The organism is Actinoplanes sp. CA-051413, from assembly GCF_050955795.1.
Lineage (GTDB): Bacteria > Actinomycetota > Actinomycetes > Mycobacteriales > Micromonosporaceae > Actinoplanes.
This window is the reverse complement of record NZ_CP192100.1, coordinates 7,689,176-7,714,482: the sequence shown is the minus strand read 5'-3', so window position 1 is coordinate 7,714,482 and position 25,307 is coordinate 7,689,176. Positions and strand designations below refer to the sequence as shown.

The window sequence follows — 25,307 nt, the reverse complement described above, 5'->3', positions numbered from 1 at the left end:
CCCAGGTAGCTGACACCTTCTGTCAGGTATCGCGTTGCGTCGCCAGCCAGCCCGCCACCTGCGCCCGGGACGTGAAGCCCAGCTTGCTCAGGATGTTCTCCACGTGGCCCTCCGCCGTGCGCTGGGCCACCACCAGCCGGGCCGCGATCTCCCGGTTGGTCAGCCCCTGCGCGATCAGCGTGATGACCTCGCGCTCGCGCCGGGTCAGGCCCAGCTCGGCCAGCCGGGCGTCCGCGGTGGGAGCCGGCTCGGCCGCGGCCGTACGCGGCGCCGGGACCCCGGGAGCAGCCGAGCGTTCCAGCGCCATGGTCAGCGCCTCGGCCGTGCTCAGCTCGCTCCCACGCCGGAACGCCGCGTCGAACGCCCGGTCGCCGAGCCGCGCCCGGATCGTGGCGACCGCCTCGTCGTGGTGGTCCTGGAGACCGTGGAACGACGCCAGCGAGGCGTGCATCGCCTGCCACACCCGCTCGGCCGCGCCCAGCAGTTCGGCCGCGCGCTGGTCGCGCCGCTCGGTGGCGCACACCCAGCCCAGGCTCTCCAGCGACAGGCCCACGCTGAACTGCTCGTCCTCGACCAGCTTGCCGACCTCGAGGCTCTCCTTGGCCGCCTCGGCCGCGCCCACCAGGTCACCCGCCAGCCAGCGCAGCACACTCAGCGCCCACATCGCGAACGAGCGCCACCACACCTCACCGTTGGCCGCCGCCAGGTCCCGGCACGCCAGCAGGTCCGGATAGCCGTCGGTCGGGTCGTCGTCGGCCAGGCCACGGGCCAGTCCCAGCACCGCCAGCGTCCACATCTCGCCGCTGAGCGAGCCCAGCTCCCGGAACCGGGTCAGGGCCTGCTCGAACAGCGGCAGCGCCTTGGCGTGGTCGCCGCCGAACATGGCGATGTTGCCCTCGATCAGCGGGATGAACGCCAGCTCCGGCGACGGCGGCAGGGTCATGGCCAGCGACCGGGCGTCGGACAACAGCGCCTGGGCCCGCGACGGGTCGCTCTGCACGCAGGCGATCCACCCGGCCACCCGCAACGCCTTGACCCGGGTCCAGTGCTGGGGCGCCGGCATGGCCAGTGCGCGGTCCAGCCAGTGCCGGCCCTCGGAGAGCAGACCGCGGACGAACCAGTGGTTCTGCAGGTCGGCGGCGAATCGCAGGGCGGTCTCGGGCGCTGCCGAGGTGACCGCGTACTCCAGGGCGACGCGCAGGTTGGCCTGCTCGTGGCGCAACCGCAGCATCAGCGCGGCCTGGTCGGGGCTCACCCAGTGGGTGTCGCCGTACGCGGCCAGCCGGGCGAACCAGTCGCAGTGCCGCCGCGCGACCTCCGCCTGCTCACCGGCGGCGGCCAGCCGGGCGACGCCGTACTCGCGGATCACCTCGAGCATCTTGTAGCGGGCCCGCGGACCGTCCCCGGTGCGGACGATGATCGACTTCTCCACCAGCGACGCGACCACGTCCAGGATGGCGTCGGCCGGCAGCTTCTCGTCCGCGCCGACGTACTCGGCGGCGTCGAGCTCCAGGCCGCCCGAGAAGACCGACAGGCGGGACCAGAGCAGCTGCTCCGGCTCGGAGCAGAGGTCCCAGCTCCAGTCGATCAGGGCGCGCAGTGTCTGCTGGCGGGCCGGCGCGTTGCGGGCACCGGCGGTGAGCAACCGGTATCTGTCGGTCAGGCGGTCCAGGATCTCGTCCAGCGTCAGCACCCGCAGCCGGGCCACGGCCAGCTCGATCGCCAGCGGCATGCCCTCCAGCGCCTGGCACAGCGAGCTGATGGTGGCGCAGTTCGCGTCCGTGACGGCGAAGCCGGGCAGCACCGCGGTCGCCCGTTCCACCAGCAGGCTGGCCGACTCGTAGCGGGACAGGTCGGCCGGGGTGCAGTCCTCGTCCGCGTCGGGCACCGAGAGCGGGTGCACGGTCAGCGTGGCCTCGCCGGCGATCCGCAACGCCTGCCGGCTGGTCACCAGGATGCGCAGCCCCGGGCAGCTGCGCAGCAGGGTCTCGGCGAGATCCGCGCAGGCGCCGACCAGGTGCTCACAGTTGTCCAGGATCAGCAGCGCCTGCTGGTCGGCGAGGAACGTGACCAGTCCGGGCGCGCCGGGGCTGACCGACTCCTCGCGTACCCCGAGGGCCTCGGCCACCGTCACCGCGACCAGGTCCGGATCGCGCAGCTCGGCCAGCTCGACCAGCCACACGCCGTCGGCGAAGGCCCGCCGCATGTCCAGCCCGATGCGCTGGGCCAGCCGCGTCTTGCCGACGCCGCCGGCCCCCGTCAGGGTCACCAGCCGGCTGGTGGCCAGCATCCGCCGGACCCCGGTCAGCTCGTGCCGCCGGCCGACGAAACTGGTCACCTCGGCGGGCAGGTTGCCGGGGGAACCACGCGCGGTCGTGGCGGTGCTCATAGGAGCACGTTAGTGGGTGTGACCTCCGGTTGCCGTCGCGTGGATGCCCACGGACACCTCGGGTCGCGCCGCGAGGGCGAGCCCGGCGCACACCCGGGGCGCGGTGACGCGGCCGTCGGGGAGCAGCTCGCCGTTGTCGTCGAAGGTCACCACACCGTTGCAGAGCAGGCTCCACCCCTGCTCAGGATGGGTGGCGACCACCCGCGCGGCCTCGTGGTCGGTCTGGGTCGCCCCGGGACAGGGCGGCACGTGCACGCACAACATGTCGGTCCTCCAGCGACCAACAGTTCACCTCGGCCCGGCGCGCGGACACGGGGGAACTACCCGACCCGTACCCGAATACCTGATCGTGGGTACTTCTCCCGTGTCCGCGGGCGGCCCGGCGGCCCAGCATGGAGGCACACCGCATCAGAGAGGGGCACCCATGGGCCGCCACGCGGCCGACCGGCCTCGCAATCCCCCGCTGCACGCGGACCTGTTCGTCCCGACGCCGGGCAGTGCTGCCGCCCGCACCGCGCAGCAGCGCGCCGGCTCGGCGTTCGACACCCTGGTGGAACCGCACCGGGAGGCGCTGGAGACGTACGTGCTGCGGCTGACCGGCGGCGACGAGGCGGCCGCCGAGAGCCTGCTCAAGGAGACGCTCTACCGCGCCGCCCAGGACCCGTCGCGCTACCCGCAACGGGCCTCGGCCGTACGCCCGTGGCTGGTGCTGACCGCCCGGACGATCCTGCGCGACAGTGCCCGGATGGCCGGCCACGACGACCGGCAACCGCTCGACACCCCGCCGTCCCCGCACGCCGGCACGACCATCGTCCGGGCCATGGACGACCTCGCCGCGGCCCACCGGGACGTGCTGATCGAGCTCTTCTACCAGGGTGTCTCGCTCGAGGACGCGGCGGCGGCCCGGGGCATACCGGTGGAGACGCTCAAGTCCCGGCTCTACTTCGCCATGCGGTCCCTGCGGGTCGTGCTCGATCAGCAGCTCGCCGACCGGCCCGACCCGCAGGGCGGCGGTCACCGCAGGTAGACCAGTCCGTCGGCGATCACGCCGGGGCGGCCCGCGGTGCCCTCGACGACGATCCGGACCGTGTGCTGCGCGCTGTCGGGCCAGGCCCGCGTCCACACCGCGCGCCGGTGCAGCGTCTCGGGCGAGCGCAGGTCGATGATCCCGGCCGGCGCGTCGTCGACGAAGACCTGGACCCGGCCGGACACCGCCGTGCGGGACACCGCCAGCGCCGCCGAGCGGCCGGTGAAGGTCCAGCTCAGCGAGGACTCCGCGGCCGTACTGCGCAGCGCCTGACCGCCCAGGTACGCCGTCCCGGTCACCGTGCTCCAGCTCCCGGTCCGCTCGCCGGCCGTCTCCGCGGTGACGGACGCGGTGCGCTGCACGGCCACCGACCTGGCGTTCCCGGCCCGGTCGGTGGCGCGCAGCCCGTACGCGGTGTCGGCCTCGGGCTTGACGCTGCCGGCCCAGGTCGTCGTGGTGGTGGCCAGCTTGACCGGCGCCGGGGCGGTCAGGGCCAGGCTGCCCAGCCCGCCCGCGTCCGTGACTGCCCAGCGCACCCGGACCGGCACGATCCCGTTGACCGACCCGGTCCGCAGCGAGACGCTCGGTCCGCTGGTGAACTCGGGCAGGGTCCGGTCCACCAGCACGGCCACGCTGGTGATCGACGTCTTGCCGTTCAGGCCGACCGCGCGGACACGCAGGGTGTGCCGGCCCGAGCTCAGGGTGAGCAGTCGCTGCCGGTCGCCCCGCGGCGCCGACGCGGTGACCACGTCGTCGACGAGCACGTCGAACCGGTACAGCATGGTCGTCGCAGTGCTGACCTGCCAGAACGGGCGGATCGTGCCGCGGGTGTAGTAGGTGGTGCCGACCTTGGTGGCGCCGTTCACCTTGGTCACCGTGAGGCCGCTGGGTGCGGCGCCGGCGAGGCTGCGGATGGAGCCGAGCTGCGCGTACAGGGTGTTGCCGGGGCACTCCGTCTTGCCGGTGTCGCGGTGGCCGGAGACCCGGTTCAGCATCGCGGTGCTGCCCTTGGCGTAGCGGTCGCTGCCGCTGGAGGTCATCGCGACCCGGCCGGTCGGCGTGTTGCCGTACGCCCCGATCTTGTACGCCGCGACCTGCGCGATCACCCGCTTGACCCGGGCCGGGACGCCGGTGCCGGAGTAGTTGCCGAGCACCGCGATGGCGCTGCTGCGGGCGTTGAAACCGAGGGTGTGCGCGCCCAGCACCGGCCGGGAGACACCACCCGCGCGGCCCTCGAACAGGGTCCCGCACTTGTCGACCAGGAAGTTGTAGCCGATGTCGTCCCAGTGGTTGCTCTTCACGTGGTACGCCTGGATGCTGCGGACGATCGCCGCGGACTGGGCGCAGCTGTAGTTGTTGGTCCCCGCCGTGTGGTGCACGAAGACCACCTGCACGTCGGTGGAGTATTCGGGCGCGCCCTGCACGATCTTCTCGTTGGCCCCCCACCGGGCCCGGCTGACCACCGCCGGGGCGGGTCGCGGCGGCACGGTGACGTCGGCGCGGGCGCGTCCGGCCGGCGCCGGCAGTGCGTAGGCGGCCGGCGTCGTCCGCGGCGCCGGGGTCCCGGGCTCGCCCGGGTTGACCAGGTCCATCCGCAGTCCGGCGGGCAGCGGCCGGGTCCGGCCGGCGTCGGCGATCCGCGCCTGCACCCCGTCCGACTCGCCGACCCAGAGCGGGTCGGTGCTGCCCCGGGCCGCTTCCGCGTCGCCCGAGCCCGGCTCGGCCGGCGACGCGCCGTCGGACTCGAGCCGCTGCCATCCGGTCCAGGCGCCGTCGGCGGCCCGCCGGGTGCGGATCTCCACGACGCCGTCGAGCTTGCGGTGCGGGTCGCTCCAGGTGACCCCGACCATGCTGAACCGCCCGGTGGTACGCGGCGCGACGGCCCGGGCACCGGCGGCGGACGCGCTGCGCCCGGTCACCGACGATCCGGTCACCGGCATCAGGTCGATCGTCTGCAGAGTGGGCTCGGTGGCGGGCACGGTCAACGCCTCCGGGCGGGCCGCTGCACCACCCCCGGCGGCCAGTACGGTCACCGCGCCGCTCATCGCCATCGCTGTGCCGACCACGGCGGCCATGACTCGTCTCTGGGTCTTGTTCTCCACGCGTTTCCCCCCGCGAAAGGCTTCGGACCAGGCCAGATCAGGATGAAACGTATGCGGCTCTCATGTGTGGGGTTGCCGATTCCCGTGACACCGGTCACTCTGTTCCGGGTGCCGGGCACGGGGTTCGTTAATGCGTCGCGCCGTTCTGCCGAAGGTAGGACGTGACCTCTGTGCTGGCGCCCGTCCGAGCCGGCGGCGACGTGGACGCGCCGACTGCGGCGTACCCGGTGCTGCCCCGGCGCAGCGCCGCGCTGGCCTGGTCATACATCGCCGCGGCAGGCGTCGCCATCACCCTGTTCGCGGCCGGGCCGGCGTCGTTGCAGCTGCCGCTGATGCTGACCGCGATCATCGGCGGGCTGTGGGCCACCACGTACGCGGTCCGCCGGATCGCCGTCCCCGCCCACCGCAAGCCCTGGCGCCTGCTGCTCTGGTCGGCCGGGATGTTCTTCGCCGGCATCGTGCTGCGGGTCGTCGTGCCCGGCGCCGGTGCCTCCCCGCCGACCTCGATGGCGCTCATCCCGGACGCTTTCGTGCTGCCCGGCTACCTGCTCATGGGCTACGCCTTCGCCGACATGCTGCGCCGCCGGCGGGCCGCGGACGACGACCCGGCCCGGGTGGACGCGCTGCTGGTCGGGCTGGCCGCGGCGTTCATGTGCTGGACGTACCTGATCGTGCCGTCGATGGCGCAGACCGACCTGACCCCGCTGCGCATCGCCAACTCGTTCTTCCCGGTCATCGACGTCGTGCTGGTGGTGCTGGCCGCCCAGCTGGCGATCTCCGGCGGGGCCCGCCAGCCTTCGCTGTGGCTGCTGCTGTCGGCGTCGGCGACCATGTTCGTCGGCGACTTCTTCTTCATGCTTCGCGACGGCGCCCTGGCCGACGTGCCCCAGCACGCCGTCGACGTGCTCTTCATGGCGACGTTCCTGCTGGTCGGCGCGGCCGGTCTGCACCCGTCCATGCGCACGCTGACCGAGCCGCAACGCGTGGTCGTCACCGACCTCAGCAAGATCCGCACCGGCCTGATCGCCCTGATGGTGGTCGTGCCGACGATCATCACCACCATCGTGCCGGCCGGCTCCACCCTCAACGGCGTGGTCCGCTCGGTCCTCTGCGTGCTGCTCATCCTGGCCGTGTTCGCCCGCGTGGTGCGTTCCAACAACTCCCGGGCCCGCGCCGAACGGGCCACCCGCCGCCGGGCCACCCACGACGCCCTCACCGACCTGCCCAACCGCGAACTGCTCGCCGAGACGATCGCGGAGTGGGGCGACCGGGCCGCCGCCGACGAGCAGGAGATCAGCCTGCTCTTCATCGACCTGGACCGCTTCAAGATGGTCAACGACCACTGGGGTCACCAGGTCGGCGACGAGCTGCTCTGCGCGGTCGCGGGCCGGCTGAGCGCGCAGATCCGCGGGGCCGACCTGGTCTGCCGGATCGGCGGGGACGAGTTCGTCATCGCCTCGGCCAGCCCGTCGCACTCCGCGCTGGCCGAGTCGCTGGCCGACCGGGTGCTGGCCGAGTTCGCCCGCCCGTTCGAGCTCTCCGTCGGCAACGTGGTCATCTCCGCGTCCATCGGGGTGGCCAAGTCGCTGGGCGGGGCGCAGGCCCTCGAGCTGATCCGCGACGCCGACACCGCCATGTACAAGGCCAAGGGCAGCGGGCGCAACGCGTACGCGCTGTTCGACACGTCCCTGCGCGACGAGGTCCGGGACCGGATGAACCTGGAGCAGGCGCTGCGCCGGGCCCTGCCCCGTGGTGAGCTCTCCGTGCACTACCAGCCGATCGTGGACCTGGCCACCGACGAGCTGGACGGCTTCGAGGCGCTGATGCGCTGGCAGCACCCGACGCTCGGCGCGGTCTCACCGGTGGACTTCATCCCGGTGGCCGAGGAGACCGGTCTGATCGTGCAGAGCGGTGCCTGGCTGCTGCGCGAGTCCGCGGCCCAGCTCGCCGCCTGGACAGCCGAACGCGGTCCGGACGACCGGCGGCTGCACGTCTCGGTCAACGTCTCGGTCCGCCAGCTGCGCGACGGTGCCCTGGTCACGGTGGTGCGGGACGTGCTGGCCGACACCGGGCTCGCGCCGGACCAGCTGTGGCTGGAGATCACCGAGTCCGGCGTGATGGAGGACATCGACACCGCGCTGATCACCCTGAACCAGCTGCGCGGCCTCGGCGTGACGCTGTGCATCGACGACTTCGGCACCGGCTACTCGTCGCTGAGCTACCTGAACCGGCTGCCGGTCGGCATCGTCAAGATCGACCGCTCGTTCGTCAGCCGGGTCGGCGAGGACGGCGCCAACGAGCCCATCGTGCGCGCGGTGCTGGCCATGACCCGGGCGATGAACCTGCGCGTCGTCGCCGAGGGCGTGGAGACCGAGGTGCAGCGCGACTGGCTGCGCGAGCAGGGCTGCGACCTGGGCCAGGGCTGGTTCTACGGCAAGGCGGAACTGCCGGCGAACCTGGGAAGCTGGATCCACCGCCCGGCTGTCACGGGCAGTTGACAAGTGGCCGGATAGGAGCACCCACTCTCCGCCACCTCTAACGTATATCGCACCCCGGGGCTTGTGGCAAGACCCCGTACCTGGCGCAGAATCAGCGGCCGAGCCCGGAATCTGCGCAATCGAGGTGTGAATGAATCCCTTGGCGACCAGCGCCTTCGATCTTCCCGACCGGCTGGCCCAGAAGGCCGACCCGGAACTGATCGCTGCCGACGAGCGGCACTTCGCGGCAATCGCGGAGAGCCTGCGGCAGTCCATCGCCGACCTGTCCGACCGGCTGGAGGCCGAGCGCCGGGCCCCCGCGGGCAAGGGCCGGCAGGCGGTGGACCGCGACACCGAGGTACGGCGGCTGTCCGCGCGGCTACGTGCCCTGCGCCGCTTCGGGATGGACCTTTGCCTGGGGCGCATGGTCAGCGCCGACGACGCCGAGCCGGTGTACGTCGGGCGGTTCGGCCTCACCGACAGCACGGGCCGCCGGCTGCTGCTCGACTGGCGGTCGCCCGCGGCCGAGCCGTTCTTCGGGGCGACCCACGCCAACCCGATGGGGCTGGCCAGCCGCCGCCGCTACCGGTGGACCCGCGGCCGGATCAGCGACTACTGGGACGAGGTGTTCAGCCCGGACGGGTTCGAGGGGCACGCCGCGCTGGACGACCAGTCGGCCTTCATCGCCAGCCTGGGCGGCAACCGGTCGGCCCGGATGCGCGACGTGCTCGGCACCATCCAGGCCGACCAGGACGCGATCATCCGCGCCGGGTCCGGCGGCGCTCTCGTCGTCGACGGCGGACCGGGTACGGGCAAGACCGTCGTCGCCCTGCACCGCACCGCCTACCTGCTCTACGCCGATCCCCGCCTCGGTCACCGCCGCGGTGGCGTCCTGTTCGTCGGCCCGCACCAGCCGTACCTGGCTTACGTCGGTGACGTCCTGCCCAGCCTCGGTGAGGAGGAGGTGCAGATCTGCACCCTGCGCGACCTCATCGTCGAGGGCGCCGCGGCCGGCCCCGAGACCGACCCCGAGGTGGCCCGGCTCAAGTCGTCGGTGCAACTGGTACGGGCGATCGAGGCAGCCGTCCGGTTCTACGAGGAGCCACCGGCCACCGCCATGACGGTCTCCACCGGCGAGGCCGACATCAGGCTGAGCGCCGACGACTGGGCCGAGGCGTTCGAGGCGCCCGGACCCGGTACGCCGCACAACGAGGCCCGGGACGAGATCTTCCAGGAGCTGCTCACGATCCTGGTGGAGAAGTACGACGGTGACGAGCCGGAGACCTTCGTCCGGCGGTCGCTCGGGCAGAACCGGGAACTGCTCGCCACCTTCAACCGCGCCTGGCCGGTGCTCGAAGCGACCGACCTCGTCGCGGACCTCTGGTCGGTGCCCGCGTACCTGCGCAAGTGCGCGCCCTGGCTCACTCCCGACGAGATCCGCGCGCTGCGCCGGGACGCCGGACAGCCCTGGACGGTCGCCGACCTGCCGTTGCTGGACGCGGCCCGGCGGCGGCTCGGCGACCCGGAGGCGTCCCGGCGCAACCGCCGGCACGACGCCACCCTCGCCGTCGAACGCGAGCGCATGTCCGCGGTCGTCGACGAGCTGATCCACGCCCACACCTACGACGACGGGGAAGGGGTGCTGTCCAGCCTGCGCCAGCTCGACCTCCAGGACGCGCTGGTCGACGAGACCGCCGTGCCCGCCGCCGAGCCCGACCGGCTGGCCGGCCCGTTCTCGCACATCGTCGTGGACGAGGCCCAGGAACTGACCGACGCGGAGTGGCAGATGCTCCTGCAGCGCTGCCCGTCCCGCAGCTTCACCATCGTCGGGGACCGCGCCCAGGCCCGGCACGGCTTCACGGAGTCCTGGCGGGACCGGCTGGAACGGATCGGGCTCGACCGGATCACCATGTCCTCGCTGACCATCAACTACCGGACGCCGGAAGAGGTCATGGCCGAGGCCGAGCCGGTCATCCGGGCCGCGCTGCCCGACGCCAACGTGCCCACCTCCATCCGCAGCAGTGGCATCCCCGTACGGCACGGATCCGTGGCCGAACTGGAGTCCATCCTCGACGGCTGGCTCGCCGCGCACGCCGAGGGGATCGCCTGCGTCATCAGCACCGACGGGGCCACCGTCCCGGCCACGCCCCGGGTCCGGTCGCTGACCCCGGAGCTGTCCAAGGGCCTCGAGTTCGACCTGGTCGTCCTCATCGACCCGGAGGCGTTCGGCCCGGGCATCGAGGGCGCCGTCGACCGGTACGTCGCGATGACCCGCGCCACCCAGCAACTCGTCATTCTCACCACCACCGAGGGAGCTCGATGACCTCAGTCACCACCCCGTCCGCCACCCGGATGTCGCACCGGGAGGTCGTCCAGGCCCTGTCCGGCCTCATGCTCGGCCTCTTCGTGTCCATCCTGGCCTCCACGATCGTGTCCAACGCGCTGCCGCGGATCATCGCCGACCTGGGCGGCTCCCAGTCCGTCTACACCTGGATCGTCACCACCGAGCTGCTGGCCATGACGGCGACCGTGCCGCTGTGGGGCAAGATGGCCGACCTCTACAGCAAGAAGCTGCTGATCCAGCTCTCCCTGGGCCTGTTCGTCGCGGGCTCGCTGATCGCCGGGCTCACCCCCGACGTCGGCATCCTCATCGTCAGCCGGGTCGTGCAGGGCATCGGCGCGGGCGGCATGGGCGCGCTCGCGATGATCGTGATGGCCGCGATGATCCCGCCGCGCGAGCTGGGCCGCTACTCGGGCCTGTTCGGCGCGGTGTTCGGCGTCGCGACCATCGCCGGGCCGCTGATCGGCGGGCTGCTGGTGGACACGTCCTGGCTGGGCTGGCGCTGGTGCTTCCTGATCGGCGTGCCGTTCTCGCTGGCCGCGATCGTGCTGCTGCAGAAGACCCTGCACCTGCCCCCGACGCCGCGCCGAGCGGTCTCGATCGACTGGCTCGGCGCGTCCCTGATCACCGCGGGCGTGTGCGATCTGCTGATCTGGTCGACCCTGGCCGGCAACCACTTCGCCTGGGGCTCCTGGCCGACCGTACTGTTCGTCGCGGCCGGGCTCCTGCTGCTCGCTCTCGCCGTCCGGGTGGAATCGCGGGCCAAGGAGCCGATCATCCCGCTGAGCATCTTCCGCAACCGCACGGTCTCGCTGGCCATCCTGGCCAGCGTGCTGGTCGGCCTGGCCATGTTCGGCGGCACGGTGTTCCTGTCGCAGTACTTCCAGATCTCCCTCGGCAAGACCCCGACGGTCGCCGGCCTGATGAGCCTCCCGCTGATCTTCGGCCTGCTGGTGTCGTCCACCGTGGCCGGCCAGCTGATCACGAAGTACGGCCGGTGGAAGGCGTACCTGGTCGCGGGGGCGGTGGTGATGACCGCCGGCATGGTGCTGCTGAGCACGATCGACGCCCACACCAGCGTGCCGATGCTCGCGCTGTACATGGCGGTGCTGGGGGTCGGCGTCGGCATGCTGATGCAGAACCTGGTGCTGGCGGCGCAGAACGACGTACCGGCCCAGGAACTCGGGGCGACCACGTCCGCGCTGACGTTCTTCCGCAGCATGGGCGGCGCGATCGGGGTCAGCGCCCTGGGCGCGGTCCTGGCCTCCCGGGTGACCACGATGCTGGCCGACCGCTTCGGCGCGCCGGCCACCGGTGGCACGGCGAAGGTGCCCGACCTGGCCACCCTGCCGCCGGAGGTGCTGACCGTCGTCCGCGAGGTCTACGGCGAGGCCACGGCCGGCCTGTTCCTGATCGGCGCCCCGATCGCCGCGCTGGCCGTGCTCGCCGTCCTGTTCATCAAGGAGAAGCCGCTGCACACGCTGAGCGGCGACGAGCGCCGGGCCCAGGAGGAGGCCGCAGCGGGCGCGCCGCTGGCCTGACCAGTTCCCTCAGAGCTGCTCCGGCTCGACGATCAGGACCACCTTGCCGCGGCCGTGCCCGGCCTGCACGGCCGCGTGCGCCGCGACGACCTGGGTCAACGGGTACGCCCGCAGCGGCATCGTCAGCACCCCCCGTCCGGCCAGCGCGACCACCTCGGCGAGCCGGACGGGGGACCGTGGCGCCCGTACCACCGGGGTGCCGAACTCGGCGGCACCCTTGTCGTCGGCGATAGTGCCGATCCGGTCCCGGGGCACGCCAAGAGCCACCGACGCGGCGACGGCCCCGCGCCCGGCCGCGTCCAGGGCCACGGTCACCGGCCCGGGTGCGACCGCCCGGACCGCGTCGACCAGGCCGTCGCCGTACGCGACCGGAACGGCCCCCAGCTCGCGCAGGTAGTCGTGATTGGCCGGGCTGGCTGTGCCGATCACGGTGGCGCCGGCGAGCCGGGCCAGTTGCACGGCCAACGTGCCCACCGAGCCCGCCGCCGCGTGCACCAGCAGCACGTCGCCGGCGGTGACGCCCAGCTGGGTCAGCGCCCCGGAGGCGGTCTGGCCGGCCGCCACCAGCGCGGCCGCCGCGGGGAAGGACAGCTGCGGCGGCTTCACGACCAGATTCGCGGCGGGCACGACCACGTGAGTCGCCTGACCGTTCATCATCGTGGAACCCAGTACTGCCGTGCCCGGGACGGGGCCGGTGACACCCTCGCCGAGCAGGTCGACCACCCCCGAGAACTCCTGGCCGACCTGATGCGGGAAGTGCCCCGGCCCCCGTCTCATCCACCCCTCACGTACGGCGACGTCGAAGGGCTGCACGCCGGCCGCGCGTACCCGGACCCGCGCCTCGCCCGGACCCGGCACCGGATCGGGCAGCTCAGCCACCCGCAACACCTCGGGCGGGCCGTACCGGTCGAACACCGCTGCTCTCATGCGGCCACTCTGCAAGCTGAAGCCGGGTTGAGGTCAAGAGCGGTGGTCCCATGACGATCACGGAGAAGACCGCCGAACGATTTCTGGCGTTTCTACCGGTTGCGCGGCTGACCGGCCGCTCCGGCAGCCGGAAATACGACGGCGCCCGGCACCCCGGCCGCCCTAGGGTCATCGCATGCAGGTGCGGGTGCTCGGGCCGTTCGAGGCGGACGGCCTGCACGGACCGTGCGTCGTGGCCGGCGCGCGGCAGCGAACCGTGCTCGCCGTCCTCGCCCTGCACGCCGGGCGGCCCGTCACGATCGGACGGCTGATCGACGCCCTCTGGCCCGACGACCCGCCGCCCTCGGCCCGCAACAGCCTGCAGTCACACGTGACGAGGCTGCGGTCGGTGCTGCCGGCCGGCGTCCTCCGGCACGAGCCCGCCGGCTACCGCCTGATGCTGGCGCCGGAGCAGGTCGACGCGCTGTGCTTCGAACGGTTGCTGGGCGAGGCCCGGACCGGCGCCGGCCCGGCCGGGCGCGCCGAACTGCTCGACCGTGCGCTGGCGTTGTGGCGGGGGCCGGCGCTGCCCGAGTTCCCCGCCGGGCCACTGGCCGGCTGGGCGGCGCGGCTGGGTGCGGCCCACCGGACGGCGCTGGCGGACCGGGCCGAGCTGGGCGGCGGCAGCGACCGGCTGGCGGCCGAGGTGGCCGCCGACCCGTGCTGGGAGCGGGGTGCGCTGGTGCTGGCCCGGATGCTGCCGGCGGCCGAGGCGACGGCGGTGCTGCGCGGGCACGCCGAGGCTGTGGTGGAGGCGCTCGGACTCGACCCGTCACCCGCGGTCCGCGAGCTCCAGGCAGAGCTCGCGCGCGGCGCGGGCACCTCGGCCGGGACGAGCTTCAGCCCGGCGGGGGCGTAACGGCCTCGGCCTGGTCCGGAGGTCGCCTTGCCGGGGCGGGACGTGGCTGTGGGCGTACCCCGTCGTGCGGGCCATCGCCGCGGGCCGACCTGACCGGCAACGGCGGCCCGGCGCCGGGCCGCGGTGCTGACCGGTGGCCAGGTGGTCGAGGCGGCGCCGGCCGCGATCGACGCCGACCTGGCCCATCGGCCGGAACCGGTGGACGCCAGGTCACGATCCGGCCCTCGCCCGGGACCCGGCGGACCGGCATCGCTACCGTTGGCGGGTGTCTGAGATCCCCTGGTGGGCGTTACCCCTGGTCGCCGTCGTGTTCGCGCTGGCCGGGGCCGGTGTGACCCTGCTCGTGTCGGCCCGCGACGAGTACGCCCGCAGCCGCGCCAAGCGCACCAAACGGTGGTACGCCGAGCGCAAGGAGGCCTACATCGCCCTGATGACGGAGTTCGAACGGGCGACCTACCGGCTGCGCGCGGCGTACGACAGCGGTCAGCCCCCGCCCGGGCCGTTCACCTACGTCGACTCGGTCGGACCCGCCCTCATGCAGGTCCGGTTGCTGGCCTCGGGGCAGGTCCGCAGCGCCGCGCTGGCCGTGCACCTGCTGATCGAGAAGCTGTACGGCGAGCGCCCCACCCCGCCACTGGGCGTCGACCCGGAGAAGTCGGTCCGGGAGATGCTCGGGCACGTGCCGCTGGTGATGCAGCAGTTCGAGGCGGCGGTCCGCGAGGAGCTCGGCATCGAGGCCACTCCGCCCCTGCCGCCGGTGGAGCCACCGTCGCGGGGTCTGCGCTCGTACATCCGGCGCGACGCGACGCCGGCGGAGTCCCGCGTCACTGGTTGATCTTGCCTGGCCCGGGGAGTATGGAGGCAGCGACGGACCCTGGGGAGGCCTCCATGTCGGACAAGTCGGTCACCGAGGCGGTTGTCGGGAGCGGCGTCGTGGCCGTGCTGCGCGCGCCCACCGCGGATGCCTTCGCAGCGGTCAGTGATGTGCTCGTCGAGGCGGGCATCACCGCCCTCGAAGTGACCCTCACCTCCCGCGGCGCGCTGGAAGCGATCGCCGGGCTGCGCCGCCAGCTGCCGGCCTCGGTCGCGGTGGGGGCCGGGACGGTGCTCACCCTCGACGACGCCAAGGCCGCCGTGGACGCGGGCGCTGCCTTCCTGGTGTCCCCGGTCTGGGTGGCCGCGCTCGACGGTTTCCAGGTGCCGGTCTATCCGGGGGCGTTCACCCCTACGGAGATCTTCAACGCCAGCCGGGGTGGGGCGCCGCTGGTCAAGCTCTTCCCGGCCGGTGCGGTCGGGCCTCGTTTCCTCAAGGATCTGCGGGGGCCGCTGCCCGACGTGCGGATCATGCCCACCGGGGGGATCGAGATCGCTGATATCGCCACGTGGTTGACCGCCGGGGCCTCGGCGGTCGGGCTCGGTGGTCCGCTGATCGGGGATGCGGCTACCGGGGGCAGTTTGGCTCAGCTGGCGGTGCGCGCTCGGCGGGCCGTCGACGCGGTTGCGTTCGCCCGCTCATGAGCCCTGACAACGGCGGCCTTCTCACGCTCGGGGAGACCATGGGTCTGGTCGCCGCCGAGGGGGTCGGCCCGCTGGAGCATGCAAGCGGCTTCCGATTCGGCATCGGCGGCGCGGAGAGCAACGTGGCGATCGGTGTGGCCCGCCTCGGCGGCCGGGCCACCTGGGTGGGCCGGATCGGCCCCGACGCCACCGGCGACCTGATCGAGCGCCGCCTGCGCGCCGAGGGCGTGCACACCGTGGCCGTCCGCGACGAGGCCTACACCGGCCTGATGGTCCGGCACCGCCGCACGGGCGCGCTGACGACCGTCGACTACCACCGCGCGGGCAGCGCGGGCTCGCGGCTCGGCCCCACCGACGTGCCCGCCGACCTCCTGCGGTCGGCCGGGATCCTGCACGTCACCGGCATCACCCCGGCGCTGAGCGACACGGCCCGGGCCGCGGTCTTCCAGTCGGTCGAGACGGCCCGTGCGGCCGGGGTGACGGTGTCGGTCGACATCAACTTCCGGGCCAAGCTCTGGTCCCGGTACGACGCCGCGCCCGTCCTACGCGACCTGGTGTCGCGGGCAGACGTGGTCTTCGCGGGACCCGACGAGGCGGCCCTGGTGCTGGGCGGTAACGAGGCGGTGGCCGACGGACTGGCAGCGCTCGGTCCCGGCGAGGTCGTGATCAAGGACGGTCCGCGCGGCTGCACGGGGCTGATCGAGGGGGAGCGGTATGTGCTCAAGGCCCTCGACGTGACGGTGGTGGACCCGGTGGGGGCGGGGGACGCGTTCGTCGCGGGGTATCTGGCGGACCGGCTCGCCGGGGCGGCGCAGGCTCAGCGGCTGGCCACGGCTGTGGCGGTGGGCGGGTTCGCGGTCACGGTCCCCGGGGATTGCGAGGGGCTGCCGTCCCGAGCTGATCTCGCTGCTCTGCTCTCAGCCACCGACGACGTGACGCGGTAGCCAGGCCGTCTCTAGCCGGGCCGGGCCATCAACCGCCGGGCCGGAGATCCGGCCCGGCGGCGCGGCGGTCAGTTGAAGAGAGCGAAGCGTTCCCGCCCCGCACCCCCGATCCGCGTAAAGGCCCCACCAGCAGCAATACGATGCCGCGGCGGATAAGTGGTCAGCACATGCGTCCCGATCGTGCCGTTGGCCCGCGGGTTCCACCCGGTCAGCCGCCCCCTTCCGTCCAGCGCAGCCAGCTTCACCCGCGCCGTGTACCCCCCGAGGCAGCCGAGCTGCCGCACAGTGCTGGTCCGCCGGCAGGCCCGGTCGAAATGCCCCCCGACGTAAGCGATCCCGCCCATGACAGCGATCGTGTGCACATCGCCGTCGAAGAGGTGCGTCCAGCGGATCGCCCCGGAGGACGAGTATCCGACGGCCCGGCCGCCCGGTCCGCCGGTCGCCGTGTAGACCCCGCTGGCGTCTGCGGCCACGTCCATCACGTTCGCGGGTGCGTGCGGCCGGAAGCCGCGCACCAGCGACCCGTTGGCCGGGTGCACGGCCGCCAGCCGGTCCGCCGCTCGTGAGCCGTTGACCTGGTGGAACTCTCCGCCGAGGTAGATCCGGCTGCGGGTGACCGCCAGCGACCGGACCCGGCCGCCGGTGCTCGGCCGCCACGACCGGTCCAGGGCGCCGCTGCTGTGCGAGAAGGCGGCGACGTTGCGCCGAGTGACGCCGTCGACGGTGGAGAAGCTGCCGCCGACGTACACGCGTCCGTTGCCGACCGCGAGCGTGGCCACCTCGCCGGTCACGCGGTGGGCGAAGCGGGTGGGCCGGCCGGTCGAGGCGTCGATCCGGGCGACCGCGTCGCGGCTCTGCCCGGAGATGCTGTCGAAGTCGCCGGCGGCGTAGACCGCCGGGCCGGCGACCGCGAGGGCGCGGACGGTCCCGTCCGCGGCGGGCTGCCAGCGCAGAACCGCACCGGTACGGGCATCGAGCGCCGCGAGCCGCCGGCGTTCGAAGCTGCGGCCCCGGTAGGTGACCGCCGTGAACGACCCTCCGACGTAGACGACGTCACCTCGGAACGCGATCGCCCACACCGTGCCGTTGAACGAGGGGGCTGCCTGGGCGCGGGCACCGACGGCGGCCGCTGGTGTCGCGGTCGGGACAGCGCCGCCGACGAACGCGCAGACCAGTGCCAGGAAGACCGACAACTTTCGCATACCGTGATCAACTGGAAGGGGCGCGAAAAGGTGTCGGCAGGGAAAACCAGTTTCCGGACGGCACTCAGGAATTGTTGATCAGTCGGTCCGGGATCTCGTGGAGTGCCGGTCACAAGACTGCCGGTCCGCGCCTCCACAGCCGTTGTGGATCTGTCCAAAAGGTTGAAGCTGGGCGACCGGCGAGAAGGGGACGCTGTAACAGATGCCTTTACGCTCCTGCTGAGCGCCAAGAAGATCGACCGGCGCCGCTTCCTTCGGTGCGTCGTTGTCACGGTCGAGCGCACGGAGGTCCGCTCTCGCCTGGTGGTCGCGAAGGGTTCCTTCGTCGGGTTCGGACACTTCATTGCTTGAAGGAGATGGCTACATGGCGAAATCGAGCGCCCGCCAGGGCCATATTCTTGGAAGCGGCTCCCGCTGGTTGGCATTCGCATCAGTGACGGCGATATTGGCACTACTCGCCGGGTGCGCCTCCGGCAATCCTGAGGCCCCCACACCCGCGGCGGCGTCCAGCAGCGCGCAGGGTGCGAACGCACCCGTAAAACCCGTCCCTCACCTGCCATTGCCCGCGGGCACCTACACGTCCGAGGTATTCAAAACCCCCTTGACGTACACCGTGCCCGCCGGGTGGAAGATGTTCGAGGACGAGCCGGGACAATTCGGCCTGGCTCTGGTCGCCAACGATCATCCCTGCGTCTGCGTCTGGCGCGATGTCAGCGCGGCCGCGAAGAGCTGTGCCGAAAGCCCGGAGCCGGGCGTCGGAAAGTCGGCCAAGGACATCACCACATGGCTGGCCAAGCATAAGGGACTGGTGACCACCAAACCGAAGGCCGTGACCGTCGGCGGACTCAGTGGCTATCTGATCGATATAAAGATGGACCCGGCCTGGAAGGGCACGTGTCCGTTCAGCGGCGGAAGCGCCACGGTGCCGCTGCTCGTCGGCAGCGGGATCAGTGCAGGCGTCCTCTGGGGCAGCGATGCCGACAGCGCGCAACGCGAGTACATCCTGGATCTCGGGCCGAACGCCGTTGACGGGAACGTCGCGATCAACGTCCAAATTTGCTGCGGGGTTACTGAAGACGAACGCATTGCCGCCGTCACCCCCGTCATCGAGAGCTTCGTTTTCAAGACCACTTAGTGCCCGGTGAGGAACCGTCGTACCTCCGGCACCGTCGCAGAGGAGGGCGAGTACGCGGCACGGAGGTGCGCGATGGATCGGTGTGGTGGGTCATTTGTGGTCTCAGTGGTACTTTTCGGTGCGGTCGCCGGTTGCGCCGGCCAGGCGGGGGTTCCCGGGAAGGTGAAGGTCGAGCCGGCCTGGACCTCGTGTGCGGCAGCGGGCGCGGCGTCGTCGGGTCCCGCGTCGGGCGGGGGCGACCTGGCTGGAGTCCCGCCGCTGGACGACAGCTTCCAGCCGGTCGCGGTGGTGGTGTGCAACTCGGCGCCGCTGCGCCGGGCCGACGGTGGCGAGGACCTGACCGCCACGGAGAGCCGCGCCGACGACGTGACCGCGCTGGTCGCCGCGCTGCGGCTGCCGGACGAGCCGCTCTCCGGCGGCGCCTGCACCCTCGAGCTGTACCTTCCGCCGTTCTTCGCCCTGCTCGACGCGCAGGGCCGCTGGGTGCGTCCCGGCGTACCCCACGACAGCTGCGGCAAGGTCCGCTCCGAGGTGCGCGAGGCCCTCGGCGGGCTGCGGCTGACGCCGGTCTCGTCCCGGCCGATCCGGGAGATCGAGTCGTCGGAGGCGGCGGCGGCCGGCTGCACCCAGCAGTGGGCGGACATGGTCTGGGTCTCGGCGCAGTGGGGGACCAAGGGTGAGCCGGCCGTCGTGCCCGCGGGTTTCGACGGCCCGGTCCAGGTCCGGCTCTGCGCGTACCGCGTGCCGGCCGATCAGCAGCGCACCGGCAAGCCGGCCGGTGAGTTCGCCTCCGGTCGCTACCTCAGCGAGCAGCAGTGGGCCGCAGTCCGGAAAGAGGTCGAGGCCGCCGCGCCCGCACCGGCGTGCACGAGCCCGGCGAGCGAGTTTGTCGTGCTGCACCTGGGGTCCGGGCAGATCTATGTGGAGCGGGACGGCTGCCGCCGGATGCTGGCCCAGGCGGCGGACGGGCATGACACCATCCGGCAGGCCTCGCCGAAGCTGCTCGCCCTGCTCGCCGGTTGACGCTCAGGCGAGGCCGCCGCCGGCGTGGATGTTCTGGCCGGTGATCCAGCGGCCGTCCGGGCCCGCCAGGAACGCGACCACGTCGGCGATGTCCGCCGGCTGACCGAGCCGGCCCAGCGGCGTCATCCCCGCCGCCATCTCCAGCGCCTCGGGGCTGTTGGTCGAGCGCAGCAGCTCGGTGTCCGTGGCGCCGGGCGAGACGGTGTTCACCGTGATGCCGCGTGCGCCGAGCTCCCGGGACGCCACTGCGCTGAACTGCTCCACGGCACCCTTGCTGCCCACGTAGAGGCTGCCGCCCGGGGCGGGGGACGTCGTGTTCAGGGTGGAGATGGTGATGATGCGGCCGTTGTCGCGCATGTGCCGGGCCGCGTACCGGATCGCCTGGAATGTGGCCTTGGCATTGACCGCGAAAATGCGGTCGTAGTCCTCGTCGGTCACCTCGGCGATGGGCGTCGGTGCGAAGCTCGCCGCCGCGTTGGCGACCAGGATGTCCAGGTGGTCGGCGCATTCGAGCAGCTCGCGGACCGCCCCGGGCTCGGCCAGGTCGGCCCGGAAGCCGCGCGCCGAACCGACCGCGTCCTCGACCGCCTTGGCCTCGTCGTCGCGGCTGCGGTAGCCGAAGATCACCGTGGCGCCGTCGCGCGCCAGCCGTTCGACGATCGCCCGGCCGATGCCCCGGGAGCCGCCCGTCACCACTGCCGTCTTTCCCGTCAGAGGCCCTGTCATGCCTGCCGACCTTACCGGCCGGATCCGATCCTCACCCGGCCTCGCCTGACCGGATCGTTCCGGTTCCGGTCGGGTCGGTGTCTTGGCCCGGTGCCGTCCCGGCCGCCACGATGGCAGCATGACCAACGCACTCGTCGTGATCGACGTCCAGGAGTCCTTCCGGGTCCGGCCGCTGTGGCAGGCCGTCTCCAACCCCGCCGTCGTGGAGCGGGTCGGTGTCCTCGTCGACGCCGCCCGCGCGGCCGGCGACCTCGTCGTCTGGGTGCTGCACGCCGAACCGGGCAGCGGCGGCGAGTTCGACCCGGCGCGCGGGCACGTGCGGGTCATGGCCGGGCTCGAGCCGGCACCCGGGGAGCCGATCATCACGAAGACCTCGCACAACGCGTTCACCACGACCAATCTGCAGCAGGTCCTGACCGAGCGGGGGATCCGCGACCTGACGGTCTGCGGGATCCGGACCGAGCAGTGCGTCGAGACCACGGCGCGGGTCGGTTCCGATCTGGGGTACGCCGTCACGTTCGTCACGGACGCAACGGCGACCTTCCCGATCCCGCACTGGGAGGCCCCGGCCGGCCAGACCGTCGCCGAGTTGCTGGCCGACCCGCGTACGCTGGCCGCCGAGGACGTGGTGACCCGCACCGAGTACGCGCTGGCCGGACGCTTCGCCACCGTCCGGACCGTCGCCGAGCTGACCGGGAGCTTGACCGGATCGTGAACCAGGTGGTCTTCGTCCTCGTGCCGCGGCTGCACCTGCTGGACCTCGCGGGCGCCGCCCAGGTCTTCTCGACCGCGGCGGACCACGGGCACCCCTACCGGCTGTCCTACGTCGCCGAGCAGACCGAGGTGCCGACGCACCAGGGCGTCACCCTGCGCGCCGAGCTGAGCTGGCCGGAGCTGGCCCCGGGCGACCTGGTGGTGGTGCCCGGCTGGCGCGCGGACAGGCTGGCCGGCACCGGGCTGCTCACCGAGGAGACGCTGGGCCGGCTCACCGCACACCACGCGGCGGGCGGCACGGTGGCCAGCGTCTGCGCGGGGGCCGACGCGCTGGGCCGGGCCGGCCTGCTCGACGGCCGGCGGTGCACCACCCACCACGACGTGCAGGACGAGCTGGCCCGGCGCTATCCGGCGGCGACCGTGGTCCGCGACGTGCTCTACGTCGCCGACGACCGGGTGGTGACCTCGGCGGGCATCGCCAGCGGCATCGACCTGGCGTTGCACCTGGTGGCGGTGCGGCACGGCCCGGCGGTCGCCGCGCAGGTGGCCCGGCAGATGGTCGTCTACGCCCGGCGCAACGGGGACCAGCAGCAGACCAGTGCGATGTTGCGGCACCGGGCGCATCTCAGCGACGCGGTGCACCGGGTGCAGGACCGGATCGACGAGAGTTTCGCCGAGCCGCTGCCGCTGGCCGAGCTGGCCCGTTCGGCCGGGGTCAGCGAGCGCACGCTGACCCGCCGCTTCGAGGCCGCGACCGGCCGGACGCCGCTGCGCTACCAGCAGCTGCTGCGGGTCGAGCGCGCCGAATATCTGATCGGGCACGGCGCGACGGTCGAGGCGGCCGCCCACGCGGTCGGCTTCGTGGACGCCCGCATGCTGCGCCGCCTGCGCGCCCGGTCCGCCTGACAGCCAGCGGGCCGGGTGGCCGAAGGGCCCGGGCGGCCTGACAGCCAGTGGGCCGGGAGGCCGAGAAACCCGGGCGGCCTGAGGGTCAGAGGGCCGGGTGGCCGAAGAGCCCGGGCAGGCCGCCGCTGTGCAGGAAGACGACCTTGCCGTCCGGTGGGCTGGCGCGCAGCCCGGCCAGCGCCCGCCCGGTGTAGGTCGGGTCGAGGAAGACTCCCTCCGTGCGGGCGGCCAGGCTCAGTGCCTCCTGCACCGGGCGGGTCAGCGCCGCGTAACCGGCGCCCACGTGCGAGTGGTCGATCTGCAACTCGTCGGGCTTGACCGGCACGCCCATGGCGTCGAGCAGCGCGGCGACGGTGCCGCGCGCGTCCGGCAGCGCCCCGGTGTCCACGCCGAAGACCCGGCCCGGGCCCAGCGCGGCCACCAGCCCGGCCATCGTGCCGCCCGAGCCCACCGCCACCACCACGGTGCTCAGATCCGGCAGCTGCGCGGTCAGCTCGCGGGCACAGTCCACATAGCCCAGCGCGGAGAACGCCGACGTGCCGCCGAACGGGATGACGTAGCCCGGCTGCGCGGCCGCCACCTCGTCGAGCGGGGCGTCGCCGGCCCACACGATGCGCGCGCCGGCCAGCTGGTCCAGGATCAGGTTGCCGCGTACGGCCGGCGGCTCGTCCCCGCGCAGCACCAGCACGCACTCCAGCCCCAGCCGGGCGGCGGCCGCAGCCGTCAGCCGGGCGTGGTTGGACTGCGGCGCACCGGTGGTGACCAGCGTCGTTGCGCCCGCCTGGAGTGCCTGAGCGCAGGTGTACTGCAGCTTGCGCACCTTGTTGCCACCGCCGCCGAGGCCGGTCAGGTCGTCGCGTTTGAGCCACAGCTCGTCGAGACCGAGGGCGGTGCCGAGCCGGGGTGCCGGCTCGAGCGGGGTCGGCCAGGTACCCAGGGCGATCGGCGTGATGTCCACCCGGGAAGTCTAGGATCCCCGGCGTGAATCCGCGTGGTGTCCTGCTCGACCTCGACGGCACGCTCGTCGACCACGAGGGCGCTGCCGCCGCCGGTCTGCGCGGCTGGCTGCCGAGCATCGGCCTGGTGCCGACGGACGAGGCGATCGCCCGCTGGGCCGCCGTGCAGGAGCCGCACCTCGCGGCCTGGCGCGACGGCCGGATCACCTTCGCCGAGCAGCGCCGCCGCCGGGTCCGTGACTTCCTGGGTACGCAGGGCAGCGACGCCGAGCTGGACGAGATCTTCGCCGGTTACCTGACCCACTACGAGGGCGCCTGGTGCGCTTACGACGACGTGGCCGACGCCCTGACCGCGCTCGCCGCCGCCGGCCTGCCCACCGCTGTGCTGACCAACGGTTCCCGCGGCCAGCAGCTCAGGAAGCTCGGCCGGACCGGCCTGGGCGACCGGGTCGGGCCGGTCTTCACGGTCGACGACCTCGGGGTGGCCAAGCCGCACGCGGAGGCGTTCCGCCGGGCCTGCGCGCGCTGGGGGTTCCCGCCGGGCGAGGTGCTCAGCGTCGGCGACGACCACGCGCTGGACGTGCTCGGGGCCCGCGCGGCCGGGCTGTCCGCCGTCCACCTGGACCGCCACGACCGCGGCCCGGCCGGCGAGGCGCACCGGATCACCTCGCTGCGCGAGCTGCCGTCCCACCTCAGCGCAGGCTGAAGACCGGGCCGCGGGCCGGGAACGGCAGCCGGGCGTCACGCGGCATCAGGTACGCGTGCGCCCGCCGGATCCGCAGCACGTCGCAGTGCCCGTCGGTGATCACCAGCAGCGGCCCGGCCGGCGGGAAGTCCGAGGCCCGTTCCAGCAGGTCGATGCCCGGCTGCAGGACCGTGCCGCCGCGTCCGCGGACCCGTACCCGGCCGGCGATCTCATGCACCGGCAGGTAGCCGGCGTCGTAGGCGGCCGCGTCGCAGAAGACCACCCGGGCTGCGGGCACGTCGCGGGCGGCGGCGTACGACGCGATCGCGCCCAGGGCCTTGCCCATCAGCTCGTGGCTCATCGACCCGGAGGTGTCCAACAGCACCCCGAACGTGTGCCGCCGCACGACCTCCTCCGGCAGGTGCCGGCCCGGCCGCGGGATGCCCGGCGTGGCTGCCTGCCGCCGCGACGGCCGCGCGTACGTCCGCTGCCGTTCCGGGCCGGGGACGTGCTCGTCGAACCAGCGGGCCAGCTGCACGTCCCAGGGCGGCGGCGGCTGCTCGAGCACCCGGATCTCCGCGGCCAGCCCGGTGGGCAGCAGGCCGCGCCCGTCCCGCTGGTGGTACCGGTAGCCGGTGAGCAGCGCCCGCTGGTAGAAGTCGTCCAGGTCCACGCCCCCGGAACGCGAACCGCGCCAGGGCAGCGGCTCACCCAGCATGTCGCCGAGGCCCCGGCCCCGCAGAGTCGCGAGCTTGCGCAGGCGGCGCAGGTCAGTGGCGATCCGGTCGTACACCTCCTCGGCGGACGCCCCGCCCAGGGCGGGGTCGAGCAGCAGACCGTCGGGCAGCTCGCCGACGCCCATCTCGACGAGCCAGCCGTTGACCACGTAGTCGCAGGCGACGTTCCACAGGTACGGGTCCCGCGGCCCGACCCGGTCGGCGTGCCGCAGCGCGACGTGCAGCATCTCGTGGGCCAGTACGAACCGCCACTGCGCCTCGCTCAGCTCACGCAGCGGGTTGACGTAGATCTCGCCGGCCGCGCTCGACACCGCCGCGACGGTGATGTCCCAGCCCCGGGCCAGGTCGGTGTCGGCGACCAGGGTGAACCCGGCGGCCAGCCCGCCCAGCAGCGGGTACGAGCCGACGAACCAGCTCAGCGCCCGCTCCCACGGCTTGCGCGGGGCGCGCGGATCGGTCAGCGACGTCCGGGCGCCACCGGCCACGTCGACCGCGGCGGTGGCGGCGGCGGACAGGCCCAGGGCGAAGCGTTCCGGCCAGGCCGGCTCGTGGCCGGGCGCGACCGGATCAGCCTGCACCACCAGGTCCGGGGCTCCCGCGCCGCAGCCGGCGAACTCCGCCGGTACGCCGTCCAGCCGCCACTGGCGCACCAGCGCGGCCTCGTCGGCCTTGGGCAGCGCGACCGGGAACAGCTCCGGCTCGCTGCCCAACTTCACCGCCCGCTGGAACCGGGTCACCGCCACACAGGCCGCGTCGCGGAACGCCGCGTCGTGGCCGTGCCGCGGGTCCAGGTGACCGAAGCCGAGGTGCAGCAAGCAGTGCGCCAGCACCCAGGTCCACTGTGCCCGGTCGAGTCGCCGGCCGCGGTTGGCCCGGATCCGGCCGTCGGTCGACACCTCGGCGTATCCCAGGTCCGAGCTGTCCACCAGCACCGCGCCGACGCTGGGCCGCGGCCACGCGTTCGCGGTCAGCGGGCGGAACATCGGGTGGGCCGACAGCTCCTGCCACGCCGCCGCGAAGGCCAGCATGTTCGGGTCCTGCTGGCTCTGCTTGGCCATC

21 protein-coding genes are annotated in these 25,307 nt (G+C 73.1%); 13 read left to right on the top strand and 8 right to left on the bottom strand.

What is annotated here, in order from left to right; genetic code table 11:
- Window positions 1-22 precede the first annotated feature (22 nt).
- Both ACQP2Y_RS36315 and ACQP2Y_RS36310 read right to left on the bottom strand, forming a co-directional pair.
- The gene (locus tag ACQP2Y_RS36315) at window positions 23-2,389 is read right to left on the bottom strand and encodes an ATP-binding protein (protein ID WP_433720653.1); all 2,367 of its coding nucleotides are present in this window, start codon (window positions 2,387-2,389) and stop codon (window positions 23-25) included.
- A gap of 9 nt (window positions 2,390-2,398) precedes the next feature.
- Window positions 2,399-2,650 carry a DUF5999 family protein gene (locus ACQP2Y_RS36310; protein WP_360821393.1) on the bottom strand — a complete coding sequence of 84 codons (252 nt, stop codon included), beginning with the start codon at window positions 2,648-2,650 and terminating at the stop codon, window positions 2,399-2,401.
- A 163-nt stretch (window positions 2,651-2,813) separates the two neighbouring features.
- Here ACQP2Y_RS36310 and ACQP2Y_RS36305 point away from each other — a divergent pair, with 163 nt between their 5' ends.
- Window positions 2,814-3,416 carry a sigma factor-like helix-turn-helix DNA-binding protein gene (locus ACQP2Y_RS36305; RefSeq protein ID WP_433720652.1) on the top strand — a complete coding sequence of 201 codons (603 nt, stop codon included), beginning with the start codon at window positions 2,814-2,816 and terminating at the stop codon, window positions 3,414-3,416.
- Here ACQP2Y_RS36305 and ACQP2Y_RS36300 read toward each other — a convergent pair.
- A complete protein-coding gene (locus tag ACQP2Y_RS36300; protein WP_433720650.1) occupies window positions 3,404-5,491 on the bottom strand; it encodes a peptidoglycan recognition protein family protein in 2,088 nt (695 codons plus the stop codon). The genes ACQP2Y_RS36305 and ACQP2Y_RS36300 overlap by 13 nt on opposite strands.
- Window positions 5,492-5,679: 188 nt before the next feature.
- Between ACQP2Y_RS36300 and ACQP2Y_RS36295 the strand changes: the two genes are divergently transcribed.
- The 3 genes from ACQP2Y_RS36295 (at window position 5,680) to ACQP2Y_RS36285 (ending at window position 11,877) form a co-directional block, all read left to right on the top strand.
- Window positions 5,680-8,016, top strand: a complete 2,337-nt coding sequence (locus tag ACQP2Y_RS36295) for a putative bifunctional diguanylate cyclase/phosphodiesterase (RefSeq protein WP_433720649.1) — start codon at window positions 5,680-5,682, stop codon at window positions 8,014-8,016.
- Between the two features lie 130 nt (window positions 8,017-8,146).
- Complete coding sequence (helR, locus tag ACQP2Y_RS36290; RefSeq protein WP_433720648.1) at window positions 8,147-10,318, top strand: RNA polymerase recycling motor ATPase HelR; 2,172 nt, start codon at window positions 8,147-8,149, stop codon at window positions 10,316-10,318.
- Window positions 10,315-11,877, top strand: a complete 1,563-nt coding sequence (locus ACQP2Y_RS36285; protein WP_433720647.1) for an MDR family MFS transporter — start codon at window positions 10,315-10,317, stop codon at window positions 11,875-11,877. The genes helR and ACQP2Y_RS36285 overlap by 4 nt, the downstream gene beginning before the upstream one ends.
- 9 nt (window positions 11,878-11,886) lie before the next feature.
- Here ACQP2Y_RS36285 and ACQP2Y_RS36280 read toward each other — a convergent pair whose 3' ends face one another.
- On the bottom strand, window positions 11,887-12,804 hold the full coding sequence (locus ACQP2Y_RS36280) for an NADP-dependent oxidoreductase (protein ID WP_433720646.1): 918 nt from the start codon (window positions 12,802-12,804) through the stop codon (window positions 11,887-11,889).
- Between the two features lie 175 nt (window positions 12,805-12,979).
- Here ACQP2Y_RS36280 and ACQP2Y_RS36275 point away from each other — a divergent pair, with 175 nt between their 5' ends.
- From ACQP2Y_RS36275 to ACQP2Y_RS36260, 4 genes are all read left to right on the top strand, one after another.
- A complete protein-coding gene (locus tag ACQP2Y_RS36275; protein WP_433720645.1) occupies window positions 12,980-13,702 on the top strand; it encodes an AfsR/SARP family transcriptional regulator in 723 nt (240 codons plus the stop codon).
- Between the two features lie 265 nt (window positions 13,703-13,967).
- On the top strand, window positions 13,968-14,537 hold the full coding sequence (locus ACQP2Y_RS36270; protein ID WP_433720644.1) for a hypothetical protein: 570 nt from the start codon (window positions 13,968-13,970) through the stop codon (window positions 14,535-14,537).
- A 53-nt stretch (window positions 14,538-14,590) separates the two neighbouring features.
- On the top strand, window positions 14,591-15,220 hold the full coding sequence (locus ACQP2Y_RS36265) for a bifunctional 4-hydroxy-2-oxoglutarate aldolase/2-dehydro-3-deoxy-phosphogluconate aldolase (protein ID WP_360825808.1): 630 nt from the start codon (window positions 14,591-14,593) through the stop codon (window positions 15,218-15,220).
- On the top strand, window positions 15,217-16,164 hold the full coding sequence (locus ACQP2Y_RS36260; RefSeq protein ID WP_433720642.1) for a sugar kinase: 948 nt from the start codon (window positions 15,217-15,219) through the stop codon (window positions 16,162-16,164). The genes ACQP2Y_RS36265 and ACQP2Y_RS36260 overlap by 4 nt, the downstream gene beginning before the upstream one ends.
- 68 nt (window positions 16,165-16,232) lie before the next feature.
- Here the strand turns inward: ACQP2Y_RS36260 and ACQP2Y_RS36255 are convergent, their stop codons facing one another.
- The gene (locus ACQP2Y_RS36255) at window positions 16,233-17,366 is read right to left on the bottom strand and encodes a hypothetical protein (protein WP_433720640.1); all 1,134 of its coding nucleotides are present in this window, start codon (window positions 17,364-17,366) and stop codon (window positions 16,233-16,235) included.
- Window positions 17,367-17,730: 364 nt separating this feature from the next.
- On the opposite strand from ACQP2Y_RS36255, the gene ACQP2Y_RS36250 reads away from it, so the two are divergent.
- Window positions 17,731-18,501: a hypothetical protein gene (locus ACQP2Y_RS36250; RefSeq protein WP_433720638.1), complete on the top strand. Its 771-nt coding sequence runs from the start codon at window positions 17,731-17,733 to the stop codon at window positions 18,499-18,501.
- A 162-nt stretch (window positions 18,502-18,663) separates the two neighbouring features.
- Window positions 18,664-19,524 carry a hypothetical protein gene (locus ACQP2Y_RS36245; RefSeq protein ID WP_433720636.1) on the top strand — a complete coding sequence of 287 codons (861 nt, stop codon included), beginning with the start codon at window positions 18,664-18,666 and terminating at the stop codon, window positions 19,522-19,524.
- Window positions 19,525-19,527: 3 nt separating this feature from the next.
- Here the strand turns inward: ACQP2Y_RS36245 and ACQP2Y_RS36240 are convergent, their stop codons facing one another.
- Window positions 19,528-20,250: an SDR family oxidoreductase gene (locus tag ACQP2Y_RS36240; RefSeq protein WP_433720634.1), complete on the bottom strand. Its 723-nt coding sequence runs from the start codon at window positions 20,248-20,250 to the stop codon at window positions 19,528-19,530.
- Between the two features lie 118 nt (window positions 20,251-20,368).
- Between ACQP2Y_RS36240 and ACQP2Y_RS36235 the strand changes: the two genes are divergently transcribed.
- On the top strand, window positions 20,369-20,965 hold the full coding sequence (locus ACQP2Y_RS36235; protein ID WP_433720632.1) for a cysteine hydrolase family protein: 597 nt from the start codon (window positions 20,369-20,371) through the stop codon (window positions 20,963-20,965).
- Entirely contained in the window at window positions 20,962-21,870 is a 909-nt protein-coding gene (locus tag ACQP2Y_RS36230; RefSeq protein ID WP_433720631.1) for a GlxA family transcriptional regulator, read from the top strand. Before ACQP2Y_RS36235 ends, ACQP2Y_RS36230 begins: the two co-directional genes overlap by 4 nt.
- A gap of 85 nt (window positions 21,871-21,955) precedes the next feature.
- Here the strand turns inward: ACQP2Y_RS36230 and ACQP2Y_RS36225 are convergent, their stop codons facing one another.
- The gene (locus tag ACQP2Y_RS36225; protein WP_433720629.1) at window positions 21,956-22,828 is read right to left on the bottom strand and encodes a pyridoxal-phosphate dependent enzyme; all 873 of its coding nucleotides are present in this window, start codon (window positions 22,826-22,828) and stop codon (window positions 21,956-21,958) included.
- Window positions 22,829-22,851: 23 nt separating this feature from the next.
- On the opposite strand from ACQP2Y_RS36225, the gene ACQP2Y_RS36220 reads away from it, so the two are divergent.
- Entirely contained in the window at window positions 22,852-23,532 is a 681-nt protein-coding gene (locus tag ACQP2Y_RS36220; RefSeq protein WP_433720628.1) for an HAD family hydrolase, read from the top strand.
- Here the strand turns inward: ACQP2Y_RS36220 and ACQP2Y_RS36215 are convergent.
- Window positions 23,519-25,306 (bottom strand): vWA domain-containing protein, encoded by a 1,788-nt coding sequence (locus ACQP2Y_RS36215; RefSeq protein ID WP_433720626.1) that lies wholly within the window; start codon window positions 25,304-25,306, stop codon window positions 23,519-23,521. The genes ACQP2Y_RS36220 and ACQP2Y_RS36215 overlap by 14 nt on opposite strands.
- Window position 25,307: the final 1 nt, after the last annotated feature.